Below are 20,959 nucleotides of genomic sequence, written 5' to 3'. Positions count from 1 at the left end.
GGGCCGGACACCAGGTCCGGCCCCTCTCGCGTGTCACGGCGCGCTCACCACCACTCGTCCGGCTCCGGGCCGGCCGCCTCGTCCTCGCCGAGCACCTCCGCGAGGGCGTCGACGATGCCGGCGTCCAGCGCGGTCCCCGCCGCCGTGTCCGCGCCCGCGCCGAACCCGGCGTCCCCGACCGCGACGCTCACCACGTACGTGTCGTCGAGCCCGTACGTACGGAACGTCCACTCGCCGTCCGAACCCGGCTGACCGTCCGGGCGCAGGACGTCCGTCGGGGTGCCGTCGGGACGGAAACCGAAGTCGGTGAAGCGGAACTGCATGCCGAGCCCGATCGCCTTGCTGTACGCCTCCTTCAGGGTCCACAGCCGGACCAGGGCCGGATTGCGGTCCTCCTCCGGCATCGCCTCGATCTCCGTGACCTCGTGCGGGGTGCACAGGTGCCGGCCGAGGCCGGGCCCGTACAGCCTGCGGTCCGCGCGCTCGGCGTCCACCCCGATGACCCCGCCGGTGGCGAGACCCACCAGGAGGAGTTCGTCGGTGTGGCTCAGGCTGATGTGCACGCCGTCGTAGCCGCGCAGGAACGGCCGCCCGGTGTGCGTGTAGCCCAGCTCCACGGCCTGCGGCGGCACGTGGAGCGCCGCCGCGGCCGCGAACTTCAGGAGCACGCGCGACGAGGCGAACCGGGTGCGCACGTCCGGGTGGGTCAGTTCCAGGAACCGCGCCCAGTCCCGGCCGAGCAGCGCCCGCAGCCGCGGCCCTCCGGCCCGCTCCGGACGCCAGTCGTCCAGCCGGGCGTAGAGGATCGCGGCGCGGTGCCGGTCGAGGTCAGCGCGGACTTCCTGCCAGTTCCCGCCCGGTCCCGTGATCATGATCGGTTCCCCGAGCGTGCGCGGCGGGGACGTGCCCCCTGGAGCCGTCATCGACGTCATCGAAGGCCTCCATGGTGTCGTGGAGATCGGTCAGCAGATCGGCCGCGGCCCCGCCGTCGATCACCCGGTGGTCGAAGGTGAGGCCGAGCCGCATCACGGGCGCGGCCCCGAGGGTGCCGTCCGCGCGGACCACGGGCCGCTGCGCGATCCGGCCCGCGCACAGGGTCACGGCGGTGCCGCCCGCCGAGTGGAAGCCGTCCACGGCGCCGTGCCCGAGCGAGCTCACGGACACGGTGCCGAAGACACCGGGCCGTTTGCGGGCGTCGCGCAGAGCGGCGCCGAACGCGGCCCGGCCCAGCGGCAGCGGCAGCCGGCCCAGCATGCGCACACCCTTGAACTCGGGCAGTTCCGCGGCCTGTTCGCCCCGGTAGCGGTCGACCTGCTCCTGGATCTCGCGCAGCGACGCCCGCTCCAGCCGGGGCACGAGCGCGGACAGCACCGCCCGCTCCCCGTCCACCTTCCGGTCCAGCGCCAGTTTCGCCGTCACCGAGCGGAACCGTACGATCCGCGGCGCGCGCCAGAAGCCCGGCCAGCCCGGCGCCATCACCGCGTTGGCCTCCTGGTGACGGGCCAGGGCGCGGCCCGTCGCGTGCAGCAGGTACGTCACGTACGAGTAGCGCAGCCCGTCGGCGCGGGCCCGCTCCCGGTGCTCCAGGATCCGCGTCATGTCGATGTCGGTGTCCAGGTGCACCGGGCGCTGGGACTCGGCCCACTCCAGGAAGAACAGGGTGTGCCGGCGGCGCCGCTCGATGACGGTGTGCGAGCCGTGCGCCGGCGCCGGGCTCATCCGCCCACCGCCAGCTCGTAGATGCCCTTGAGGGAGCGGGCCTCCAGGACCTTGCCGACCGGCACGGGCCGGCCGGTCGCCAGCTCCAGGGCGGTGACCAGCTTGAGCAGGTACAGGGAGTCCCAGTCGGGCAGTTCGTCGAAGTCGGCGCCCACCTGCTCCGCTTCGAGCGGCATGCCGATCTCGTCGCGGACGAGCGTGGTGAAGTCGTCGAGGGTGAAGGTGCTGGCGGTGCGGCTCATATCTTCTCCAGGGCGAAACCGGCCTTGATCCACTTGCTGGACTCCACGGCGACGGCGAGGGCCTTCTCGCCCGCCTTCATCTCCGCGAGGAGCCCGGCGATCTGCAGGAAGGGCAGCGCGTTGCCGTTGTTGCCGGTCTCGGCGACACAGGAGATCTCGCGGGCCGTCGGCACCCCGAGCTCCTCGGCGATCTTCTTCGTCATCCGGCCCGACAGCTGCGGCGGCAGCAGGTAGTCGAGGTCCTCGGCGTCCCAGTCGAGCTCGCCGAGCAGCTCCCAGAGGATCTCCACGGCCATCACCGGGACACCCTCCTCGATGGCCTTGTAGTCCTCGGTGAGCGCCTGCCGGTCGTCGTGGCGGTCGGCGAGCCCGAACCACTCGATGACCTGGCCGGGCTTGCGGCCCAGGCCCGTGAACCGGTTGAGGACGTGACGCACCGCGACCCGTTCGCCGACCGGGTCCGCGCTGAGCACGGCCGCGCCCGCGCCGTCCCCGAAGAGCACGAAGTTCACCAGATCGCTGGGGGCGGCGCCGGACAGGTCGCGCTGCACGTCCAGGTGCTTGCTGCACACGTCGCCGCCGATCACCAGGCCGTTGCGGTACTGGCCCGAGGCGATCATGGTCTGGGCGACGCTGAGCGCCTGCACCGCTCCCGCGCAGCCCGACTGGAGCTGGAAGGTCGGCACCTGGTCCAGGCCCAGCTGGTCGGCGACGTTGTTCACGGTCGCTGGCATCAGCGTGTCCGGGGTGGCCGTGCCGAGCACGATGAAGTCGATGTCGGCGGCGTCCACCGCACCGGCGTCCAGCGCCTTGCGGGCCGCGCTCGCGCACAGGTCGGCGAGCGACCAGCGGACCTCGCCGGTGGCCAGATCACGGGCGAAGTGCCGGGTCTTCGTACCGATGAAGACCTCGATCCACTCCTCGTTGACCCCGAGCACCTTGGCGAGCTGCGCGTTGTCCACCGGGTCGCCCGGCAGCGCGGTGCCGATGGCGGCGAGGTGGGCGGTGGGTTGGTTGCTCATGCCGTCCTCTCTTCTGATCCGGGGGCGACCGCGTCGAGTTCGTGGAGGAAGCTGACCAGGTCACCGATGGTGGAGAGCCGGGGCAGCAGGTCCTGGACGGTCAGCTCGCCGAGCCCGGTGAGCCGTTCCTCGAGGCGGGACTTCAGCTCCATGACCATCACGGAGTCGAAGCCGAGGTCTTCGTAGAGCCGCAGTTCGGGGCTGAGCTCGTCGGGGCCGTAGCCGCCGACGAGTCCGACCGCCTCCACGGCGGCGCGGGCCACGGGGCCGTCCGCCCGGCCCCGGCTCACGTCGAGCACGGCCACCGCCGGGTGCATCGGCTCGGCGGCCGGCGCCGGCGCGTCCGCGCCCCGGGTGTCCGCGGCGCTCTGCGCGGCCACGGCCACGGGACCGGCCGACGGGGTGCGCGAGGGCGTGTGGGCCGCCCAGTAGCGGTGCCGGTCGCTGAACGCGTACGGGGCGAGCGGCTGCCCGACCCGGTCGCGCGGCGCGTACACCGCGTCCCAGTCCGGGTCCACGCCGCCGCGGTACAGCTCGGCGACCGCGTCCGCCAGCCGGTCGCTGCCCGCGTCCTCGTCCGGCACCGGCACCACCTGCGCGGGGCCGGCGCCCAGCGTGCGCAGCATGCCGAGCAGCACCGGGCGGGGCCCGATCTCCACGGCGTGCGTGACCCCTTCGTCGAGCAGGGTCCGGGCCGCGTCCGCGAACAGCACCGGGGCGCTGATGTGCGCCACCCAGTACGTGGCGTCCATCGGCTCGTCCTCCAGGAGCCGCCCGTGCACCGTCGAGTACACGGGGATCCGCGGCACGTCGCCGCCCACCTCGTCGGCGACGGCGGCGAACCGCTCCAGCATCGGCTCCATCAGCGGCGAGTGGAACGCGTGCGACACCTGGAGCCTGCGGGTGCGCACCCCCTCTCCGGTCAGCTCCTCCTCGATGCGCGCCAGGGCGGCGAGATCACCGGACAGGACCGTGGCCTGGGGGCCGTTGACCGCGGCGACGCCGACCAGCGGCTCGTCCGCGACCCGTGCGGCCACCTCCGCGTGCGGCGCCCGCACGGCCAGCATGCCGCCGCCGTCCGGGAGTTCCTGCATCAGCGCGCCGCGCGTCGCGATCAGCCGTGCCGCCCCGTCGAGCGGCAGCGCGCCCGCGAGGACCGCCGCCGCGTACTCGCCGACACTGTGCCCGAGCAGCGCCGAGGGGCGCACGCCGAGGGCCTCCAGGGTCCGGCCGAGCGCGAACTCCACGGCGAACAGGGCGGGTTGGGTCCACTGTGTGCGGTGGACCGCCTCGTCGCCCGCCAGGACCAGATCGCGCACCGAGCGGCCGGTGTGCGGGACGAGCGCCGCGTCCGCCTCGTCGAGGAAGCCGCGGTACAGGGCCGACTCCCGGTACAGGCCCGCCGTCATCCGCGGGTACTGGGAGCCCTGCCCGGTGTACAGGAACGCGGTCTCGGGCCGCGCCGCGGGCTGCCCCGCGAGCCGGGTCAGCACGGCGTCGTCCGCGGCCGCCTCCCGCAGCCGCTCCGCGAGCTGCGCGGTGTCCGCGGCGCCGACCGCGAACCGGTAACGGTGCCCGGACTTGACCCGGTTGCTGGTCCAGGCGAGCGCACCCACCGGAAGCCGGCCGCGCTCCACGGAGTCGGCCTGCGCGATCAGGTTGCGGCGCAGCGCGTCCGCGCCGGGTGCCGTCAGCGTGAACACGGCCGTGCCGAGGCCGCCCGTGTCGTCCGCCGGACGCCGTGCGGCCGGGGGAGCGCTGGCCAGCACGGCGTGCGCGTTCGTGCCGCCCATGCCGAAGCTGCTCAGGCCCGCCACGACGTCCTGCGCGGGCAGCTTCAGCGGAGCCTTCAGGAGCCGGATGCCGTGCTCGCGCAGCTTCAGCGACGGGTTCTCCTTCGCCGAGAACCGGCTCGCCGGAACGACCCGGTGGTGCAGCGACAGGGCCACCTTGATGAGCCCCGCGATGCCGGCCGCGCCCTCGGTGTGCCCGAGGTTGCCCTTCACCGAGCCGAGCGCCAGCGGCTTGCCGGTGCGGGACCCGTGGTGGTGGCCGAGCGCCTTGACCTCCATCATGTCGCCGAGCGCGGTGCCGGTGCCGTGGCCCTCCACGAACGTGACGTCGGACGGCTCGACCCCCGCACGCCGGTAGGCCGCGGCGAGCACTTCCTGCTGGGCCCAGCGGTTGGGCGCGGTGATGCCGTTGCTGCGCCCGTCCTGGTTGACGGCGGTGCCGCGCAGCACCGCGTACACCCGCTGGCCGTCCGCGAGCGCGTCCTTCAGCCGGCGCAGCACCACCACGCCGACGCCCTCGCCGCGGCCGATGCCGTCGGCCTGCGAGCTGAACGGCTTGCAGCGCCCGTCCGGCGAGGACAGACCGGCCTGCGTGTAGAAGATCGACAGGGCCGGGGTCATCGCGACGTTCACGCCCCCCGCGAGCGCGATGTCGCACTCCTCGGACAGCAGGGCGTTCGCCGCCAGGTGCACGGCCACGAGCGAGGAGGAGCAGGCGGTGTCGACGGCGAGCGAGGGACCCTTCAGGTCCAGGTGGTACGAGATCCGGTTGGCCGTCATGCAGTAGCCGTTGCCGGAGCCGATCTGCGCGGTGACGTGGTCGTAGTCCGTCAGGTGCAGCTGCGCCCACTCGTTGCCCATGATGCCGACGAACACCCCGGTGGAGGTGCCCGCCAGGGACTGCGGGGCCAGGCCCGCGTCCTCGACGGCCCGCCAGGAGCTCTGCAGCAGCAGCCGCTGCTGCGGGTCCATGGCCTGCGCCTCGCGCGGCGAGACGGTGAAGAACTCGTTGTCGAAGGCGTCCGGGTCGGAGATGAAACCGCCCTTGGTGGTGTTGGTGCGCCCGGGGGCGCCGGAGGCCGAGTGGAACTCCTCGGCGTTCCAGCGCAGCCGGGGCACCTCACCGACCCCGTCGCCCGAGCGCATCAGGAGATCCCAGTAGGCGCGGGTGTCCGGCGCCCCCGGGAACCTGCAGTCGATGCCGACGATGGCGATGGGTTCCATCAGCGGGCGCCGCCCTGCGCGGTGGCGAACTCCTCCAGCAGGTGGTCGGCGAGCGCCTGGACGGTCGGGTAGTCCCAGGCGGCCGTCGGCTCGAGGACGAAGTCGAAGTCCTCCTCGATGTCGCCGCACAGGCTGAACGCGGCGACGGAGTCGAGCCCGTACTCGGCCAGCGGCACGCTCGGGTCGATCTCGGCGGGCTGCCGCTTCAGGTACAGGGCGATGCGGTCGGACAGCCAGGTGATCAGCGAGTCGCGGGTGTGGCCGGCGAGCGAGGCGGGCGAGGCGGGAGACGTAGCGGTCACGGTGCACTCCTGAAGACGAGTCGGGCGGGTCGGGGCAGGTCGGTGGTGCGGGCGGAGGCGGGCGCGGTCAGCCGGCCAGCGGGGTGTCATACAGGTCGAAGCTGCGGCGCTGCTCGAAGCGGCGCGTCACCTCGTCGTGGATCCGGGCCTCGACCGCCGGCGGCAGGTCCGCGGGCTGCTGCCCGAGCCGCACGGCGAGCCGGTGCAGCACCGCGGCCAGCCAGGCCGGATCGGCGAGGAACGCGTCGTCGCCGCCCCGCGCCTGCTGCCACACACCGATCGCCGAGGCCGCGGCGAGCAGCACCGCGTACCGGTCGGCCAGGGCGAACGTGGCGGGCGAGGCCAGCGCCGTGCGGTCCTGCGGGGCCAGCGCCAGCGAGGACTCCTGGAGCTGGCGCAGCTCGTCCATCATCTTCAGCGCGATCGCGTGCACCGCCCGCTCCTCGGGGGAGCCGGAGGGCAGCTCGTCGACCGAGGCGACCAGCGAGGCGGACAGGCTGTCGCGGCCGCTGGCCAGGGTGAGCCGCTCGAACGGGATCGGCGGCAGGTCCTCGCGCGGCCGGAACAGCGCGCCGGGCGCCGGGTCCCCGGAGAACCAGGAGCGCCGGGCGAGCCGGGCCAGCTGCGGGATGATCGTCGCCTGGCAGGCCGCGGAACCGGCGTGCCCGAGGCTGAGCACCGGCAGGTCCCTGATGTGCTTCTGGAAGATGCCGAACTCGCCCTCGCGGACGTAGAACCGGGCGCCGAGCACGATCGACAGATCGTGCATCGTCTCCGTGAGCATCTTCGGCACCAGGTACTTGGTGGCGGCCGCGTAGACGCTCGTCTCCTCCGGCAGCAGATGCACCGCCCGCGTCGCCGCCAGCGACAGGCTGTCGCAGATCAGCAGGTCGAGGAAGGCACCGGACAGGGTCGCCCGGGCGTGCGGGATGTCCATCACGGACTTGCGGTACAGCTCCCGGCCGCGCGCGAACCGCACCACCGTGCGCAGCGCCGTGTCGGCCGCGCCGAGCGCCATCCCGGGCACCGCGCTGCGGGTGATCTGAAAGGCGCGCAGGGCCAGTTCGACGCCCTGGCCGACCTCGCCGACCAGAGCCTCGCCGCCCAGCGGGGTGTCCTCGAAGTGCAGGCCCGACAGATGGCAGCCGCGCACACCGGTCGCGCTGTAGCGGGGCAGCACCCGGAAGGTGTCCGCGTCGAGGCCGGCCCGCTCGGCCAGCACCACCGAGTGGCTGCGGCTGCCCGGCGCGGGGCTCGTACGGCTGAACAGGACCCAGGCGGCGGCCCGGTCCGCGTTGTTGATGACCTGCTTCTCGCCGGCCAGCAGGAAGCCGCCGTCCGGCGCGGGCCGCGCCTCGAACTCGTTGCGCACGAAGTCGTTGCCGTGCGCCAGCTCGTGGTACGCGACGGACACCTTGCCGCCGTCCAGCAGGATCCGGGCGAGCCGCTCGCGCTGCTCGGCGGAGCCCGACGTCCACACGTTGACGCCCGCCATGAACGAGGTGACGCCGTAGCCGAGGCCGAGCGCCACGTCCCGGCGGAACACCTGGCGCATGACGCGCACCAGCGAGTCGATCCGGTCGAGCCGGCCACCGTGCTCGCGCGGCACGAACTCGGCGTTCAGAACGGCCTCGTCGAGGATCCGCTCACCGGCCGCGGGCATCTCGCCGGCCTCGTCGGCCGCCAGGAGCGCCGCGTACGACACCTCGTTCGCGGCGTCGTTCGGATCGCCCAGGCGGCTCTCCAGCTCGGCCACCCGCGCGGCGACCTCGGCCTCCTGGTCGGTGAAGGGCGCACGGGGCGCCTGGGGCGGGGAACCGGTCAGCATGACGTCCTCTCGTTCTCACCGGCCGCCGCGGCGGCCTTCTCGGGGGCGGGCGCGGCCGGGACGCGCTGGTCGAGCAGCGCGTACAGCCGTCCCTCGGCCCGGGCCGCCCGCACCTGGGCGAGCAGCTCCTCGTACGTGTGGTGCGCCGCGCCCTGCGGAGCGCGCGGGTCGAGCCGGGCCAGGAGGCGCTCCAGGGCGCCGCGCAGCCACAGCCCGTCCCGCCACAGCGCGCCGACCGCCGGATCGTCCGCGAGCCGGTCCGCGCTGCCCGTCCACAGGCCGACACAGGCGGCGCCCGCGTAGCACAGGGCGTAGCGGCGGGCCGTCTCGAAGGCGGCGGGCGGCACATCGGTCAGCACGTCCTGGTGCGCGGCCATCTCCTCGTGCACCGCGTCCGTCGCGGCGAGCAGCCGGCGGGCCGCGTCCAGGACCGGGGCGAGCGCCGGGTTCTCCGCCGCCCGCTGTTCCAGGTCGGCGACCGCGCCGCCGAGGCCGAGCGTGACACCGCTGCCCCGGCGGGCGATCACCGACAGGTTCGCCGGGTCGAGCGGCGGCAGCGGCAGGCCCAGGTCGCAGGCGGCGGCCGCGCCGGCCGTGTCGCCGGTCGCGCGCCGGTAGCCGCGCGCCAGCGAACGGAACTGGTTCACCAGGGAGTTCAGGTTCACCAGCGTGTTGCCGTCGAACAGGCCCACGATCCGGTGGTCCCGCTCGAGCTTCTGGAACCGGCCCTGCGCGTGCACCTCCTTGAGGAAGGCGCGGGCTCCCAGCAGCCGGGTCAGTTCGGTCAGCACCTCCTCGGTGCCCGTGGGCAGCAGGTACTTGGTGACCGCCGCCGTCAGGCTCATCTCGGCGGTCTGTGTGTGCACCGCCCGCGAGGCGAACAGGGCCAGCGCCTCGTGCAGCAGCACGTCGGCGGCGGCCTCGCCCAGCGTGCGGCGTGCCTTGGGCAGGTCGATCAGCTTCCGCCCGTACAGCTCCCGCCGCTCGGCGAAGTCAAGGGCGATGCGCAGCCCGTGGTCCCCGGCGCCCAGCGACAGCGCCGCGCACATCGTGCGGGTCAGCTGGAGCGCCTTGATGACGGTCTCCACGCCGCCGCCCTCGGCGCCGACCAGCGCGCCCGCCGGCACCTTCGCGCCGTCGAAGGCGATGCCGGAGATGTCGGCGCCCCGGATGCCGTGCGTGTGCACCTTCGGCAGGTGCCGGTACGTTCCTTCGTCCAGTTCCCGCTTGTCGACGAGCAGCACGCTGAAGCCGCGCGGGCCGCCCGCCGGGTCGGTGCGGGTGAGCAGGGACAGCAGCGAACCGCGGGTCGCGTTGTTGATGAGCCACTTCTCGCCGCTCACCAGCCAGCCGCCGTCCGGCAGCTGCTCGCTCACCTCGCCCCTGACCTCGCCGGCCAGCAGGTCGCTGCCGTGCGCCCGCTCGGTCAGACCGAGCGAGACCGGGACCCCGGCGCGGATGTCCGCGCCGAGCCGCTGCGCCTGCTCGCCGTCACCGGCCACCCAGACACACACGCCGCCCAGGTACGTCTTGCCGTGCCCGATCGCCGTCGTCAGATCGCGCCGGGCCACGACGCGGATCAGCTGCAGCAACTGCTCGTAGTCCGTGAGCGCTCCGCCGTGCTCGACCGGCACGTAGTAGTCGGAGAGGCCCCACTCCTGAAGGCGTCGGCAGATGTCCGCGGGGAACTCCTCCGCGTCGTCCAGCGCGACCGTGCGCGCGTACGAGAACGTCACCTGCGGGTCGTCGGGATCGCCGAGGAAGCGGTCGAGTTCCCCGGCCAGTCGGTACGGCGGATGCTCCATGTCAGGCCACCGTGTCCAGCGGGCGCTCGATGGCGTCGGCGACCAGTTCCCGCACGGCCGGCTCCAGGACCTCGTACAGCGGGGTGATCTGGCCCTTGAGGAACAGCTGCTTCATCAGCGTGCGCTGGATCTTGCCGCTGGTCGTCTTGCGGATGGTGCCGGGACGGACCAGGAGCACGTTGCCCGCCGGGATGTTGAACTCCCGGCCGATGAAGGCCTGGACTCCGGTGGCGAGGGTGCGCAGGTCGGTGGCGACCGAGCTGGCGCGCACCTCCTGCACGACGACCAGGTGCTCGCGGTCCGCGGTCTCCACCGCGAACACCGAGCCCGCCCCGATGCCGAGCGACTTGTCGGTGCCCTGCACGGCCCGCTCGATGTCCTGCGGGTACAGGTTGCGCCCCGCGAAGATGATCAGCTCCTTGAGGCGGCCGGTGACGTACAGCTGGCCGTCCTCCCACACGCCGAGGTCGCCGGTGCGCAGCCAGCCGCCCTCGTCCTGGCCGCCCTTGCCGTCGGCGATGGCCGCGTCGAAGATCTCCTTGTTGGTCAGCGGCCGCTGCCAGTAGCCGGACGCCACGGACGGGCCCTTGACCCAGATCTCGCCGACCGAACCCTCGGGCTGCTCCTCGAAGGTCTGCGCGTCGACGATCCGGACGTCGAAGTCCTCCGCCTTCACGACACCGCTGCTGACCAGGGTGCGGGTGGGCGCCTCCTCGCGCGGGTCGGCCAGCCGGCCCGACTCCAGCGCCTCGGAGTCGACGGACAGCACCACGGGCCGGGTCTCGCTCGGGGTGCCCGACACCAGCAGGGTCGTCTCGGCCATGCCGTAGCAGGGGAAGAACGTCTCGGGCCGGAACCCGGCCGGGGCGAACCGCTCGGTGAACGCGCGGATCGTCTCGACGCGGATCGGCTCCGCGCCGTTGCAGGCCGCCTGCCAGCTCGACAGGTCCAGCGTCGCCAGCTGCTCGTCGGTGACCCGGCGCAGGCACAGGTCGTACGCGAAGTTGGGGCCGCCGCCGATGGTGACCTTGTAGTCGCCGATCATCTGCAGCCAGCGGTGCGGCCGCTTCAGGAAGGACACCGGCGACATCAGGGCCGCGCTGCCGCCCAGGAACAGCGGCTGCAGGATGTGCCCGATCAGGCCCATGTCGTGGTAGAAGGGCAGCCAACCGCCGTAGCGGGTGTCCGAGTTGGAGCCCACCGAGTTCTTGATCGCCTGCTCGTTGGCGAGCAGGTTGGCGTGGCTGACCATCACGCCCTTGGGGTCGCTCGTGGAGCCCGAGGTGTACTGCAGGAACGCCAGGTCGTCACCGGTCAGCGAGGGCGCCGTCCAGGCGCCGGCGTCGCCGTAGCCGTCCGTGTCGGTGGCCAGGCACAGCACGTCGTTCATCTGCTCCGTGCGCAGCCACTCGGATATCTCCGGGGCGTTCGTGGAGTCGGTGAGCACGGCGCGGGCCTGCGCGTCGCGCAGGATGCCGGAGACGCGGGTGAAGTGGTTGCCCTGCTCGGTGGGCAGCGGCGCGGGCACCGCGACGGCGCCCGCGTACAGGCAGCCCACGAACGCCTTGATGAACTCCAGGCCCGACGGGTACAGGAGCAGCACCTGGCGCCCGGAAGCGCCGTTGGCCTGCAGCCAGGACCCGATCCGGCGGGCCTCCTGGTCCAGCGCGCTGTACGTCAGATGCTGCGGGCCCGACCCCTTGGCGTCGTCGGGCAGGAAGATGAAGGCGTCCTTGGAGCCGAGCGCGTCGGTGCGCGCCAGTACCAGTTCCGTGAATGTGGGGAAGGCTGTCAACGTCGTTCCCTGACCTCTCCAGGATCCGCTGGCGTTGCGCCGGCGAGGCTGCTTGGACAACGGCGATGCTGCGCCGGGCCCCTAAGGCGACGCTTGTGCGATCGCGGGACGTCCTGGGGCGCACGCCGCGAAGCGGATAGCGTGGGCAACGCCCGTATCTGCAGCGGCCCGTGGCGGGGCCGCGGAAGGAGATCAGCTGGTGCGCCGTATCTCTACCGAGGTCGTGATCGACGCGTCGCCCGGCGACGTCTGGTCCGTACTCACCGACTTCGAGCGCTTCCCCGAGTGGAACCCCTTCATCGTGAAGGCGGCCGGCCGGGTCGCCGTCGGCGAGCAGCTCGACCTCACCTTCCGGCAGGCGAGCGGGCGGCACATGGGCATAAAGCCCACCGTGGTGGCGGCCGAGCCCGGCCGGGTGCTGCGCTGGCGCGGCCGCCTGTGGCTGCCCGGCATCTTCGACGGCGAGCACATCTTCGAGCTGTCCGAGCGCCCCGAGGGCGGCACGCTCCTCGTCCAGTCCGAGACCTTCGCCGGCCTCCTCGTCCCGTTCACACAGAAGGTCGTACGGGAGACCGTGGGCCGCTTCATCGACCTGAACGAGGCCCTGCGCACCCGCGTCGAATCGGGGGCCGGGAAGACCGCGTAGGCGCCGCGAAAGCGACCTGGCGCCCGCCCCGGGGGAAGGGCGGGCGCCAGGAGTGTGCGGCGGGTGCGCGGGGTCAGGGGAGGGCGGGGTAGTCCGTGTAGCCGGCCGCGTGGCCGGGGTACAGGGTCGCCGGGTCCACCTCGTTGAGCGGGGCACCCTCCGCCAGGCGGCGCGGCAGGTCCGGGTTGGCGATGAAGTGCCGGCCGAACGAGACCAGGTCCGCGAGCTGCTCGTCGAGCACCTCACGGGCCGCCGCGAGCCCCACGGGCTCGGCGAACCGGCCCGTCGTCGGATGCACCATCGGCCCGTGCCGCGGGCTGACGATCATCGTGTACGGCCACAGCTTGCGCAGCAGCCGCGTGTACTCGCGGTCCCCGTTCTCCACGACGTGCACGTACGCGAGCCCGAGCCGGGCCAGCGCCGGCAGCAGCGCCTCGTACAGGGCCGGGGTGTCGCCCTCGTCCATGTCGTTGAAGATGTTGCCGGGGGAGAGGCGGATCCCGACGCGGTGCGCGCCCACCGCCTGCGCGCACGCGGTCGCCGTCTCGATCGCCATCCGGGCCCGCGCGGCCGCCGAGCCGCCGTACCGGTCGGTGCGCAGATTGGTGTTGACGCCCATGAACTGGTGCAGCAAGTAGCCGTTGGCACCCTGGAGTTCGACGCCGTCGGCGCCGGCCAGCACCGCCCGGCGGGCCGCCTCCGCGAACTCGCGCACCACCTCCTCGACGCCCTCGGTGGTCAGCGCCCGCGGCACCTCGAACGGCTTGCGCCCCTCGTACTCCAGGACGGCGTCCGGCGGCCGCACCGCCGACGGGGCGATCGGCAGCTCCCCGTCCAGCAGATCGGGATGACTGATCCGGCCCGCGTGCTGCAACTGCACGAAGATCCGCCCGCCGCCCAGGTGCACCGCCCGGGTCACCCGCCGCCAGCCCTCGACGTGGTCGGGGGTGCACATGCCGGGCATCCGGTAGCCGCGCCCCAGCGGGGCCGGATACGAGGAGTCGGAGATCAGCAGCCCCGCCGAGGCGCGCTGCGCGTAGTACGTGGCCATCAGCGGGCTCGGCACGCCCTCGTCGTCGACCCGGCCCCGGTTCATCGGCGCCATCGCGAGACGGTTGGGCAGCGACAGTCCTGCCATGGTGGTGCTGTCGAACAGAGAAGTCATGACGGCTGCCCCTCAGCGAGCTCGGCGCCGAGCTCGACGTCCAGTGCCAGATGCCCGGGTATCGGTTCGATCCCGGTCAGGTCGTGCGCGAACTCCCGTTCCCCGTCCGCCGATTCGGCGGTCGTCGCGAAACCGAGCGAGGGGTAGAAGTCGCGCACCCGGTGGTTCTTCGCGGTCGGCCGGTAGCGGGCGTGCACGGCACTCGCCCCGGTGTCCCGGGCGTGCGCGAGCAGCGTCGACACGGTGGCCTGCTCGATGCCGCGGGCGAAGACCCGGCAGCTGAGCAGCAGGTTGTCCAGGTGCAGCACCGTGCCCTCGCGGTGTGCGAAGACCGCCCCGACCACGCCGTTGTCCCCGAACCGGTCGCGCGAGCGCACCGAGAGCACCAGATGTCCGGGGTCCTCGCGGCGGCCCTGCACCTCGGCCTGCTGGAGCCGCAGCGTCGTCAGGTTGAACTGGTTGGTGCGCTGGGTGATCTGCGCGACCCGGGCCACCTCGTGGTCCCGCACCCGGGAGATCTCGAGCCGGATGTCCAGCGCCCGCAGATACTCCTCCATCGACCCGGACGACTCCTGCAGGTCCTGCCGGTCCGCCTCCGAGCGGTACTGCTCGGCCCGCCGCCGGTCCTCCGCGGTCAGCGCCCGCACGTCGAACCAGCCGTCCGCGAGGAGCCGGTCCACGTGCAGCGCCGGCTCCTCGTCGAGCCGCACCACGGCGACCTCCGGAAGCGAGGACGCCACCAGACCGCACTCGAACGGCGAGTCGTCGGCGAACACGAAGCTGTCCACGCCCAGATTGAGCCGGGCCGCGATGTCCCGCAGATTGCCGTCCTTGGGGTCCCAGTTCGCGTTCACCCGGGTGAAGTCGCCCTCGCGCAGCACCATGTCGGGGTGGTCGCGCAGCACGGACAGCACCGGCTCCTGGTCGTTCTTGCTGCTCACCGCGAGCAGCACGCCCTGCGCGCCGATCTGCTTGACGGTCTTCTGGAACTTGCCGAACGCCTCGCCCCGGTAGGTCGTGGCCGCCGCGATCCCGTCGGGGCCGTCGTCACCGAGGATGCCGTCCCACAGGGTGTTGTCGAGGTCCACCACGAGCACCTTCTTGGCGCGCCCGCGCAGCGTGCGGCCCAGATGACCGACCTCGCGGGCGTACCGGCCGAGGAGGTCCTCGCCCAGGTGCACCTTCGCGTACGTGGCGAGCCGGGTGTCGCGCACCGGCCCCGACTCGGCGACCAGCACGTCCAGGTCCACCACGTGCAGACGCGGGTGGCCGGCGGTCAGCCGCAGCAGGGCCGCGTTGAACTCCCGCCAGCGCGCCGACAGTTCGGCCCGGCTCGCGTGGTCCACCAGCTGCCGGGTGTGCGCGGCGAGCAGCGGCAGCGTGTTGAGCACCAGCGTGCCCGGACCGTGCTCGCTGTAGCGGGCGACCAGCGCCGACAGCTGCTCCAGCTTGGCGTCGAGGGCCGCCGCCGCGTCCGCCGCCGACCACGGCACCGGCAGCTCGTCGAAGACGATCTGGGCGTCCAGGACGCACAGCGCGAGATCGGTGCCCGGCGGGTACAGCTCGCTCGACGGGTCCTGGAGGTCGCGCAGCCAGGCGTCGTACTCCGGCTCGTTGATCCGCAGCGGGATCCCGTGCCGGGCAAACTGAGCGGTCAGCGCCGGGGTCAGCGCGTCGAGCATGCCGTGCCCGGTCACCGCGACCCGGATCGGGGCGGCCTGCGGGTGGTGCTCGGCGATCTCCTCGGGGGAGACGCGGGCGAGGAGCCGCCCGGCGCGCGCCAGCGCCGCGAAGTCCGGGTCCGGGACGGCCAGTTCCGCCAGGAGCGGGCCGACCGCCGGATACCGCTCGGCGATCCGGCCCTCCTGGTGCAGCGCCCGCAGTCGCTCCAGCGGCCCGAGGCGGGTCACCTCGTCGGTCGTCACTGCTTGGGTCACGTCTGTCTTCTCCTGTCAGCGCGGACCGGCGCCGCCCCGTGCCGCCGCGTCACTCAGTGACGCAGCAGCCAGGCGATCCGGTCGAAGGACGCGGCGTGGTAGGCGATCAGGACCGCGGTGAGGACCACGGCGGGGACGGTGGCGCCGGCCGCGTACAGCGCGGCCGCGCCCCCGAAGAACACGGCGAGTTCGAGGAGGAGCCGCAGTCCTCCCGCCGTCGCGACGACCGCGTCGCCGCTGCGCGACTCGTCGCCCGGGGTCGCGAACACGCCCCAGGCGACGGCCACCAGGAGCGGCACCGCGACCACCGCGACGTACCGCAGCGCGCCCGGGCTGACCTTCCAGGCCCAGTACCCGAAGCAGACCAGTGCCGTCACCTCCAGCACGAACCTGAGTCCGAGCATGGCCGGGTGGTAGCCGAGTCCCGTGGTCATCCGCATCCTGCTCTCTCTCGTGGGTGCGCCGTCAGACGCACATGTGGGGGGTGACGGCGGTGCCGCTCACCAGGCGACCGGAAGACTGGACACCCCGTGCACCAACCTTCCCTCCGGACGCGGCAGTTCACTCACGTCCACCGCCAGGCGCAGCGTCGGGAAGCGGCGCAGCAGCGTGCCGACCGCGATCTGCAGCTCGGCGCGGGCCAGGCCCGAACCCAGGCAGTAGTGGGTGCCCTGGCCGAAGGTCAGATGGGGGTTGACCTCACGGCCGATGTCCAGCGTGTCGGCGCCCGCGAACTGGCAGGCGTCCCGGTTCGCGGAGCCGAGCGAGGGCAGCACCGCGCTGCCCGCCGGCACCACCGTGCCGCTCAGCTCCACGTCCTCCAGGGCGATCCGCAGCAGCGCCTCGTCGCCCGGCGGGTACATCCGCAGCAGCTCCTCCGTGGCCCGCCCGATCCGCTCCGGGTCCTCGCGCACGGCGGCGAGCTCCTCGGGGTGGGTGAGCAGTGCGAGAACACTGTTGCCGATCTGGTTGACGGTCGTCTCGTGCCCGGCGACGAGCAGCGAGATCCCCAGGAAGATCAACTCCTGTTCGTCCAGGCGCCCCTCGTCCGTGTCATGGATCGACACCAGCGCCGACAGCAGGTCGGTGCCCGGGTGCGCCCGCTTGCGGGCCACCTGCTCGGCCAGGTAGTCGCGCAGCGCCACCTGCGCGGCCAGCACCTCCTCGGCGGGCAGCGACGCCGTCGCCAGGAACGCCGCCGACCAGGCACCGAACTTCTCCCGGTCCTCGAACGGCACCCCGAGCAGCTCACAGATCATGGTCACCGGCAGCGGGAACGCCAGCGCCGGAATCAGGTCCGCGGGCGAACCGGACGCCTCCATCGCGTCCAGGAACGCGTCGGTGTGCGCCTGGATGCGCGGCCGCAGATCGTTGACCCGGCGCACCGTGAACTCCCGCGACACCAGCTTGCGGACCCGCGTGTGCTCCGGCGCGTCCATGTTCAGCAGGCTGCGGAAGTTCTGCGTCGCCTTGCCCATGCGCGGCGCGTCCGGGTTCGTGGTCGCGGCCCGGCTGAAACGGGCGTCCGACAGGACCGTGCGCACGTCCTCGTACGTCGTCACCAGGTACGCCGGATCGCCGCTCGGCATCCGGACCCGCTGCACGGGGGACTCGGCGCGCAGCCGGGCGTAGTGCGGGCAGGGCTCCAGCGCGGAGGCCCGCGCGAACGGATAGCCGAGCACCTCCCCGGACTCGGCCTGCGCCGGCTTCTCGAGCTGCTCGGTCATCGGTGCTGCCCTCCAGTGGGGGTGCCTGCGGGAGACGGGGAGACGGTGCGGTCGGCGAGCTCGAGCCGGGTGCGGCCGTCGCGCACCGCCTGCTGGAGCTGGTAGTAGACGCCGGACAGGATGCGGCGCTTGAGGAGATCGCTGGAGGACACCGCCCGGTAGGCGGTGCGGCGCAGCGCGGCGGCGACCGGCGAGGACAGCGCGAACGCCTTCTCCTGGCGCAGCTGCAGCCCGCGCGCCGTGGCGACGGACTCCTCGCGGGCGCTCTGGAACGCGGCGCACGCCCGGTCGAGCCGGGTGTCCGTCGGACCGCCCGCGGCGAGCGCCCGGGTCACCAGCGGCGCCAGCGTCACCGCGTCGATGATCGCGTGGTTGACGCCCTGGCCGAGGACCGGCGTCAGGGTGTGCGCGGCGTCCCCGATCAGGGCGACGCCCGGCCGCCACCACTGCGGGACGACCGTCGTGAAGATGTCCAGCATCGAGGTGTCCGACCAGCTGGTGACGTGCTCGCGCACGCCCGGACCCGCCTGCGGCGCCAGCTCGTCGATCCGCGCGTGCAGCGCCCCGATGCCCTGGGCGCGCAGCTCGCGCAGACCGCCCTTGGGAATGTTGAACCCGATGCGCACCAGGTCCGGCACCGTCGGGATGAACAGGCCGTGCCGGTCGCCGAGGATCCGCACCCGGTAGGTGTGCAGATCCCACTCCTTAGGCATCGGCGCCTTGAACCAGACGAAGTCCCGCTCCAGCGGGATCTTCGTGTAGTTGATCCCGGCCATCTCCCGGATCTTGCTGAACCGGCCGTCGGCCGCCACCGTCAGGGACGCCCTGATCTCGACCGGCCCGTCCGGCAGTTGGGCCACCACACCGGTCACCCGGTTGCCCTCGGTCAGCAGCCGGGACGCCTTCGTGCGGCGCAGCATCCGGAACGAGGGCAGCGCCGAGCCGGCCTCGGCGAGCGCGTCGAGCAGCGGCGGCTGCGGCAGCTCCATCGGGTACGGGCACGGCTGGTCGAACACCGAGAAGTCCGCGGACAGCACCGTGTGCCCCGCGTCCGTGATCTCCATCCGGCGCGTCACCAGCGTCTGGTCCTCGACCTTGTCGAGCACCCCGAGCTGCTTCAGCAGCCACACCGAGTCGGGTGAGATGGACTCGCCGCGGAACGACCGGTCGAAGTGGGCGCTCTGCTCGACCACCACGACCTCGACACCGCGCCGGGCCAGTTCCAGGGCGAGCGTCAGACCGGCCGGACCGCCCCCGACGACGCACACCTGCGCGGACAATCCCGCAGCCATGGCTTCCCCTTCCTTCCGCTGAACCGACGGCGTCACCGTGGCGGGCCGGCCTAAAGGGCGCCTTGCACCGCGCCCCGCGCCGCTGCCCGCACCCCGTCCGGAGCCCCGGCTTCAGAGCGGCACAAGGGGTCGGGTGCAGCCTGCTGCGACGTACGGGCACACAGCCCATCCCCAGTACCCACAGTCGCCGCCGGCTCTCCGGCCCGGCCTGCGAGGAGACCCCATGAACACCGACTCGGCCGCAACCGCTCCGCCGGACCCCCGGCGCTGGTGGGTGCTCGGAGTCATCTCACTTGCCCAGTTCGTCATCGCCATCGACTCGTCCGTGGTCAACGTGATGGGCCCGCGGCTCAAGGAAGCCATCGGCCTGTCCACGACCGGGCTGCAGTGGGTCATGAACATCTACGTCCTCCTCTTCGGCGGACTGCTGCTGCTCGGCGGGCGCCTGGCCGACGTCGTCGGACGCCGCGTCGTCTTCATGGCCGGCCTGACCCTCTTCACGCTGGCCTCGCTCGGCGCGGGCCTCGCCGACTCCGAGAGCGCGCTGCTCACCGCCCGCGCCCTCCAGGGCATCGGCGCCGCCGCCCTCTCGCCCGCCTCCCTGTCGATCCTCGTGACGGTCTTCCCCGACCCGAAGGAACGCGCCAAGGCGTTCGGTGTGTGGGGCGCGGTCATCGGCATCGGCGCGAGCATCGGCACGATCCTCGGCGGCGCGATCGTCAACGCCGACTGGCGGTGGGCGTTCTGGATCAACGTGCCCGTCGGCCTGCTCATCGGCGCCGGCGCGCTCGCCCTCATCAAGCTGCCCCGCCCCGGCGGCAACCGCCCGCCCAAGGACCTGGCCGGCGCCGTCACCGCGACCGGCGGCCTTCTGCTCCTCGTCTACGGCATCGTGACCAGCAGCGACCACGGCTGGGGAGACTGGCGCACCTACGGGTCCCTCGTCGTCGCCGTCGCCCTGCTCGTCGCCTTCGTGCTCGTCGAGCAGCGCAGCGCGGCGCCGCTCGTGCCGCTGCGGCTGTTCCGCTCGCGGTCCGTGGTGGCGGGCAGCCTCGGCGAGTTCCTCACCGCCGCCATGATGATGCCGATCTTCTTCCTGCTGCCGCTGTGGATGCAGGGCGTCCTCGACTACAGCCCGCTGCAGACCGGCCTCGCCTACCTGCCCGTCAGCATCGCCCTCATGACCCTCGCGCCGGTCGCCTCCCAGATGATCGGCAAGACCGGACCGCGCTCCATGTACCTGCTCGGCACGGTGGCGCTCGCCGGCTGTGTCTTCATGCTGACCCGCATGCCCGTGCACAGCGGCTACTGGAGCTTCCTGCTGCCGGTCACCGCGCTGTTCGGCGTCGGCCTCGTCTGCTGCCTCATCCCGACGCCGGTCGTCGGTACGTCCGAGGCCACCGACGAGGACGCGGGCACCACGTCCGCCCTCCTCAACGCCTCCACGCAGATCGGTGCCGCGTTCGGCATCGCGATCGCCGTCACCGTGCTCAACAACCGGGTCGCCTCCCAGGCGGCGGAAGGTGCGAGCCCCAACGTCGCCCTCGTCCACGGCCTCCAGTCCGCGTTCCTGGTCCTCTTCGTCTTCCTGGCCCTCTCCGTCCTGAACGGCCTCTTCGGCTTCCGCCGCGGAGTGATCGCCCCACCCGCCGAGTCCACCGAGTCCCCCGCGACCCCCGACGCCCCCGCGGCCCCGGAAGCCCCCGCGGCGCCGTCCGCGACCGCGACCCCCGAACGAGTCGGCTGACCCCACCTCCCCCAAAGGAAGGCCCGGCGCCCCAAGGCACCGGGCCTCCCGCCTGCCCACCCGCCCGCCACCACGCATCCGCCCCCACACGCCCACGGCCGAGACCGCCCACCACCCGTGCCCTCCCCCCGGAGCCGCGACCACGTGCCCAGCACCGAGCCACGGCCACCCCTCCGCTGGCCCGGCCCCTGGCCGGGTGCGGGGCGGTGGTTATGTGCCCGTGGCGGGGGCTGAGGAGTGGCCGGTACCTGCGCCCTCCCCTCTGTGCCCAGCCCCTCGCCGGGTGCGGAGCTGTAGCCATGTGCCCGGGGACTGAGGCGTGGCCGGCACCCATGTGCCCGGGGGCTGAGGCGTGGCTGGCACCTGCGCCCTTCCCTTTGGGCCGGCCCCTGGCTGGGTGCGGGGCTGCGGTCATGCGCCCGGGGGCTGAGGCGTGGCCGGCACCTGCGCCCTTCCGTCTGGGCCGAGCCCCTCGCCGGGTGCGGAGCTGTTGCCATGTGCCCGGGGACTGAGGCGTGGCCGGCACCTGTGCCCTCTCCTTGGCCCGGCCCCTCTCCCACCCACCCGCCCCCTCCGGGGGCGTCGGCCCGGCGCCGGGTGCTCCCCGCCGGGGGCCCGGGGTGGGGCCCCCCCCGGCCGCGGGGGTGTAGCGCAGCGCGCGCGCGCCCCGGGGGCGGGCGCCGCCAGGGCGGGGGGGCCCCCGCCCCCCGCCGGA

At 73.2% G+C, this 20,959-nt stretch carries 16 protein-coding genes; 2 read left to right on the top strand and 14 right to left on the bottom strand.

Going from position 1 to position 20,959, the window contains the following annotated elements:
- Window positions 1-44: 44 nt before the first annotated feature.
- The 9 genes from ACFW9D_RS29980 to ACFW9D_RS29940 form a co-directional block, all read right to left on the bottom strand.
- Window positions 45-872 (bottom strand): 4'-phosphopantetheinyl transferase family protein, encoded by an 828-nt coding sequence (locus ACFW9D_RS29980; protein WP_384627015.1) that lies wholly within the window; start codon window positions 870-872, stop codon window positions 45-47.
- Window positions 829-1,719 (bottom strand): 2-oxo acid dehydrogenase subunit E2, encoded by an 891-nt coding sequence (locus ACFW9D_RS29975; RefSeq protein WP_384627012.1) that lies wholly within the window; start codon window positions 1,717-1,719, stop codon window positions 829-831. The genes ACFW9D_RS29980 and ACFW9D_RS29975 overlap by 44 nt, the downstream gene beginning before the upstream one ends.
- Window positions 1,716-1,961, bottom strand: a complete 246-nt coding sequence (locus ACFW9D_RS29970; protein WP_188338735.1) for a phosphopantetheine-binding protein — start codon at window positions 1,959-1,961, stop codon at window positions 1,716-1,718. The genes ACFW9D_RS29975 and ACFW9D_RS29970 overlap by 4 nt, the downstream gene beginning before the upstream one ends.
- Entirely contained in the window at window positions 1,958-2,983 is a 1,026-nt protein-coding gene (locus ACFW9D_RS29965) for a 3-oxoacyl-ACP synthase III family protein (RefSeq protein WP_384627009.1), read from the bottom strand. Before ACFW9D_RS29965 ends, ACFW9D_RS29970 begins: the two co-directional genes overlap by 4 nt.
- Window positions 2,980-6,000 carry a type I polyketide synthase gene (locus ACFW9D_RS29960; RefSeq protein ID WP_384627006.1) on the bottom strand — a complete coding sequence of 1,007 codons (3,021 nt, stop codon included), beginning with the start codon at window positions 5,998-6,000 and terminating at the stop codon, window positions 2,980-2,982. Before ACFW9D_RS29960 ends, ACFW9D_RS29965 begins: the two co-directional genes overlap by 4 nt.
- Window positions 6,000-6,302: an acyl carrier protein gene (locus ACFW9D_RS29955; protein WP_188338738.1), complete on the bottom strand. Its 303-nt coding sequence runs from the start codon at window positions 6,300-6,302 to the stop codon at window positions 6,000-6,002. The genes ACFW9D_RS29960 and ACFW9D_RS29955 overlap by 1 nt, the downstream gene beginning before the upstream one ends.
- Before the next feature lie 67 nt (window positions 6,303-6,369).
- On the bottom strand, window positions 6,370-8,130 hold the full coding sequence (locus ACFW9D_RS29950; protein WP_188338739.1) for an acyl-CoA dehydrogenase family protein: 1,761 nt from the start codon (window positions 8,128-8,130) through the stop codon (window positions 6,370-6,372).
- Window positions 8,124-9,935 (bottom strand): acyl-CoA dehydrogenase family protein, encoded by a 1,812-nt coding sequence (locus tag ACFW9D_RS29945; RefSeq protein ID WP_384627002.1) that lies wholly within the window; start codon window positions 9,933-9,935, stop codon window positions 8,124-8,126. The genes ACFW9D_RS29950 and ACFW9D_RS29945 overlap by 7 nt, the downstream gene beginning before the upstream one ends.
- 1 nt (window position 9,936) lies before the next feature.
- Complete coding sequence (locus ACFW9D_RS29940; protein WP_384626999.1) at window positions 9,937-11,730, bottom strand: fatty acyl-AMP ligase; 1,794 nt, start codon at window positions 11,728-11,730, stop codon at window positions 9,937-9,939.
- 199 nt (window positions 11,731-11,929) lie between these two features.
- Between ACFW9D_RS29940 and ACFW9D_RS29935 the strand changes: the two genes are divergently transcribed.
- Complete coding sequence (locus ACFW9D_RS29935; RefSeq protein WP_188338742.1) at window positions 11,930-12,376, top strand: SRPBCC domain-containing protein; 447 nt, start codon at window positions 11,930-11,932, stop codon at window positions 12,374-12,376.
- Between the two features lie 73 nt (window positions 12,377-12,449).
- Here the strand turns inward: ACFW9D_RS29935 and ACFW9D_RS29930 are convergent, their stop codons facing one another.
- The 5 genes from ACFW9D_RS29930 to ACFW9D_RS29910 all read right to left on the bottom strand — a co-directional run bounded on the left by ACFW9D_RS29930 (window position 12,450) and on the right by ACFW9D_RS29910 (window position 18,497).
- The gene (locus tag ACFW9D_RS29930) at window positions 12,450-13,541 is read right to left on the bottom strand and encodes an alkene reductase (RefSeq protein ID WP_384626996.1); all 1,092 of its coding nucleotides are present in this window, start codon (window positions 13,539-13,541) and stop codon (window positions 12,450-12,452) included.
- Window positions 13,538-15,478 (bottom strand): HAD-IIIC family phosphatase, encoded by a 1,941-nt coding sequence (locus ACFW9D_RS29925; RefSeq protein WP_384626993.1) that lies wholly within the window; start codon window positions 15,476-15,478, stop codon window positions 13,538-13,540. The genes ACFW9D_RS29930 and ACFW9D_RS29925 overlap by 4 nt, the downstream gene beginning before the upstream one ends.
- Window positions 15,479-15,531: 53 nt before the next feature.
- Window positions 15,532-15,912: a YrdB family protein gene (locus ACFW9D_RS29920; protein WP_188338744.1), complete on the bottom strand. Its 381-nt coding sequence runs from the start codon at window positions 15,910-15,912 to the stop codon at window positions 15,532-15,534.
- A gap of 66 nt (window positions 15,913-15,978) precedes the next feature.
- Entirely contained in the window at window positions 15,979-17,205 is a 1,227-nt protein-coding gene (locus ACFW9D_RS29915) for a cytochrome P450 (RefSeq protein WP_188338745.1), read from the bottom strand.
- Entirely contained in the window at window positions 17,202-18,497 is a 1,296-nt protein-coding gene (locus tag ACFW9D_RS29910) for an FAD-dependent oxidoreductase (RefSeq protein WP_384626988.1), read from the bottom strand. The genes ACFW9D_RS29915 and ACFW9D_RS29910 overlap by 4 nt, the downstream gene beginning before the upstream one ends.
- A 223-nt stretch (window positions 18,498-18,720) precedes the next feature.
- Here ACFW9D_RS29910 and ACFW9D_RS29905 point away from each other — a divergent pair, with 223 nt between their 5' ends.
- The gene (locus tag ACFW9D_RS29905; protein WP_188338747.1) at window positions 18,721-20,244 is read left to right on the top strand and encodes an MFS transporter; all 1,524 of its coding nucleotides are present in this window, start codon (window positions 18,721-18,723) and stop codon (window positions 20,242-20,244) included.
- Window positions 20,245-20,959: the final 715 nt, after the last annotated feature.

The organism is Streptomyces sp. NPDC059524 (genome assembly GCF_042749255.1).
Lineage (GTDB): Bacteria > Actinomycetota > Actinomycetes > Streptomycetales > Streptomycetaceae > Streptomyces > Streptomyces xanthii.
The sequence above is the reverse complement of the archived record's forward strand: the minus strand, read 5'-3'. Positions and strand labels throughout refer to the sequence as shown.

Bases quoted from the DNA above. Each gene is read 5' to 3' on its own strand.
- ACFW9D_RS29980 (WP_384627015.1), bottom strand. From the start codon at position 872: ATGATCACGGGACCGGGCGGGAACTGGCAGGAAGTCCGCGCTGACCTC.
- ACFW9D_RS29975 (WP_384627012.1), bottom strand. From the start codon at position 1,719: ATGAGCCCGGCGCCGGCGCACGGCTCGCACACCGTCATCGAGCGGCGC.
- ACFW9D_RS29970 (WP_188338735.1), bottom strand. From the start codon at position 1,961: ATGAGCCGCACCGCCAGCACCTTCACCCTCGACGACTTCACCACGCTC.
- ACFW9D_RS29965 (WP_384627009.1), bottom strand. From the start codon at position 2,983: ATGAGCAACCAACCCACCGCCCACCTCGCCGCCATCGGCACCGCGCTG.
- ACFW9D_RS29960 (WP_384627006.1), bottom strand. From the start codon at position 6,000: ATGGAACCCATCGCCATCGTCGGCATCGACTGCAGGTTCCCGGGGGCG.
- ACFW9D_RS29950 (WP_188338739.1), bottom strand. From the start codon at position 8,130: ATGCTGACCGGTTCCCCGCCCCAGGCGCCCCGTGCGCCCTTCACCGAC.
- ACFW9D_RS29945 (WP_384627002.1), bottom strand. From the start codon at position 9,935: ATGGAGCATCCGCCGTACCGACTGGCCGGGGAACTCGACCGCTTCCTC.
- ACFW9D_RS29930 (WP_384626996.1), bottom strand. From the start codon at position 13,541: ATGACTTCTCTGTTCGACAGCACCACCATGGCAGGACTGTCGCTGCCC.
- ACFW9D_RS29920 (WP_188338744.1), bottom strand. From the start codon at position 15,912: ATGACCACGGGACTCGGCTACCACCCGGCCATGCTCGGACTCAGGTTC.
- ACFW9D_RS29915 (WP_188338745.1), bottom strand. From the start codon at position 17,205: ATGACCGAGCAGCTCGAGAAGCCGGCGCAGGCCGAGTCCGGGGAGGTG.
- ACFW9D_RS29910 (WP_384626988.1), bottom strand. From the start codon at position 18,497: ATGGCTGCGGGATTGTCCGCGCAGGTGTGCGTCGTCGGGGGCGGTCCG.
- ACFW9D_RS29905 (WP_188338747.1), top strand. From the start codon at position 18,721: ATGAACACCGACTCGGCCGCAACCGCTCCGCCGGACCCCCGGCGCTGG.